1 protein-coding gene and 3 pseudogenes are annotated in these 2,157 nt (G+C 57.5%); 2 read left to right on the plus strand and 2 right to left on the minus strand.

Going from position 1 to position 2,157, the window contains the following annotated elements; all coding sequences use genetic code 11:
• Nucleotides 1-201: 201 nt before the first annotated feature.
• Both C7K08_RS16975 and C7K08_RS16570 read left to right on the plus strand, forming a co-directional pair.
• A pseudogene (locus tag C7K08_RS16975) lies at nucleotides 202-825 on the plus strand (flavin monoamine oxidase family protein); the annotation flags it as partial.
• A gap of 31 nt (nucleotides 826-856) precedes the next feature.
• Nucleotides 857-1,486: pseudogene (locus C7K08_RS16570) on the plus strand (flavin monoamine oxidase family protein); the annotation flags it as partial.
• Nucleotides 1,487-1,669: 183 nt separating this feature from the next.
• On the opposite strand, the pseudogene C7K08_RS14025 reads toward C7K08_RS16570, so the two are convergent.
• Both C7K08_RS14025 and C7K08_RS16200 read right to left on the minus strand, forming a co-directional pair.
• Nucleotides 1,670-1,864: pseudogene (locus C7K08_RS14025) on the minus strand (superoxide dismutase); the annotation flags it as partial.
• 49 nt (nucleotides 1,865-1,913) lie between these two features.
• On the minus strand, nucleotides 1,914-2,157 hold a 244-nt coding region (locus tag C7K08_RS16200), incomplete at its 5' end, for a hypothetical protein (protein ID WP_479725438.1).

The following is a 2,157-nucleotide window of genomic DNA, read 5'->3' on the forward strand; positions in this document are numbered from 1 at the left end:
AAATCAGGTTAAATCAGGTTGCTTCATTAAGCCCCCATGGATTCAATTAACAGGGGTGACAACTTTGCTGGCAGAGGGGGGTTGCGGGAAATAAGCTGTACGTAACATCAAGCCCTGCCGTACAATTGCATCGTATAAAAAGCTTTGCAACTCCATTACAGATTTGTGAAGCTTCGCAATCTTTTTGCTGGCTCCGGGCTGATGTTGGGTGTCTTGCTGCCTGGCCTTGGCTCTAGATCCAAGGCTGCTTCAGTTGCGCAAGAGCCCTCTCGGAGTCGCAATGACGAGGTCACTTTCGACGTCATTGTTGTCGGAGCGGGCGTATCTGGGCTGACGGCGGCGCGTACCCTCAGTAAGCAGGGCCGCAAGGTGCTCGTACTCGAGGCGCAGCCCCAAATCGGAGGCCGCCTGCAGCGTGTGCAAGTGGGTGAGTCGGGGCGGAGCACCCCCGGTGCAGTTCCGGGTTGGGTCGACATTGGCGGCCAGTGGGCAGGCTTAACGCAAAGCAAAACGCTCGAATACGCACGCGAGCTCAAAATCTCCACCTTCCCCGTGCCTGTGGGCGGCAAGGATACGTTCCTATACGACGGCCGCATCAGCCGTCATAACCGCGCGTGGCCCTCGACGCCCTACAACGCGACTGACCTTGCAAGTACGTGGTCCGACCTCGACGTGACGAAGGCCGAGCGGGACGACGTCGTTGCGACTTGGCTCAAGATCGAAGCACTGTCTAAGACGGTTGACCCCGCGGCGCCATGGACGCATCCCGATGCCCGAGCGCTTGACACGATGACGATTACGACGTGGCTCGAGCGCAACGCGCTGACGCCCATCTCGGCATCACTCGGCATCTGGCGTCGCCGTGACAACGTCAAAGGATCGCTACCGCGCCAAGGCGGTCATTGTTGCGATGCCGCCACACCTAACCGGTCGCATTCATTACGAACCGCCGCTACCGGCGGCGCGGGATCAGCTAACGCAGCGGGCCCCAATGGGCGCAATTATCAAAGCGCTCGTCGTCTACGACACGCCTTGGTGGAGAGCCAAGGGCCTCTCAGGCAACGCTATTGGCAAACTCGATGCCGTTGAGCTCGTCGCCGACTCGACGAATCCACGCCCTGGGAGCCCAGGCGTGCTGGCAACTTTTTTGACAGGCCAAGCGGCAACGCAATACGGCGAGGCGCCGTTGGCCGTTCGTCGCGCAGCGGTTTTAGCCGATCTCGCCGTCCTGTTGGGGCCTCAGGCACGTGATGCCGCGCTGGAGTACCACGAGGGAAACTGGCCGGCTAACCCCTGGATCGGGGGTGCCTACTCCACGTTCTATACCCCCGGAACTTGGACACAGTTCGGCTCCAATCTGCGCAAGCCAGTTGGCCGCATCTTTTGGGCGGGAACGGAAGTGAGCACAGCATGGCCGGGCTTTATACACGGTGCGCTTCTGGCTGGGGAGGAGGCAGCCTCTGCAGTCGCTACTTTGCTGTATTAGTACCAAGGCACTGTGGCACCTCCGGCAGTTGGCGATCGCCAGATGGCATGCCAAGCAGCCATTGGGCTTACATGTAGAAGATAGGGATTGAATAATTTTTCAGCAAAACTGCTGCACAATCTTCAACCTGTATCCAAATAAACCCACCCAGGGCACAGCAGCAGACCTAGGCGCGATGGACAATCAGCGTCTGGTAACCGCATAGCGACTATTCACGGCTTTCCAATTCACCACATTCCACCAGGTACTTATATATTCAGGGCGGCGATTTTGGTAGTTGAGGTAATAGGCATGCTCCCACACATCCAACGCCAAAATAGGAGTTCCCCGCTCAATATCAGGTAGATCCATGAGCGGATTGTCCTGGTTAGGGGTGCTGGCGCCATCTTCCTAAGAAACACCCACGGCCATCAGTGATCTCGGCCTGTCAGCCGGTTGCTACCAGTTGGTAACCAAGCGATCTGGCACGTCGCTCCAGCCCATGGATTTGTCGATCCCGTGATGCCTGTTGGTAGGCCAAGTCTCCCAGCTCCTGGAATTCCATACCGTATCTGATGGTCTTGTAATAAAGAATGGCCAGCTTTCGCGCCGTTGCAATCAATGCCTTACTTTTGCCAACTCGTGCAGATAGTCGCCGCTGAAATGCACCCAAAGCTGAGCTGGTCCTACTG

Origin of the sequence: Synechococcus lacustris str. Tous (assembly GCF_003011125.1) — a bacterium.
In the GTDB taxonomy this organism is placed as follows: domain Bacteria; phylum Cyanobacteriota; class Cyanobacteriia; order PCC-6307; family Cyanobiaceae; genus Synechococcus_D; species Synechococcus_D lacustris.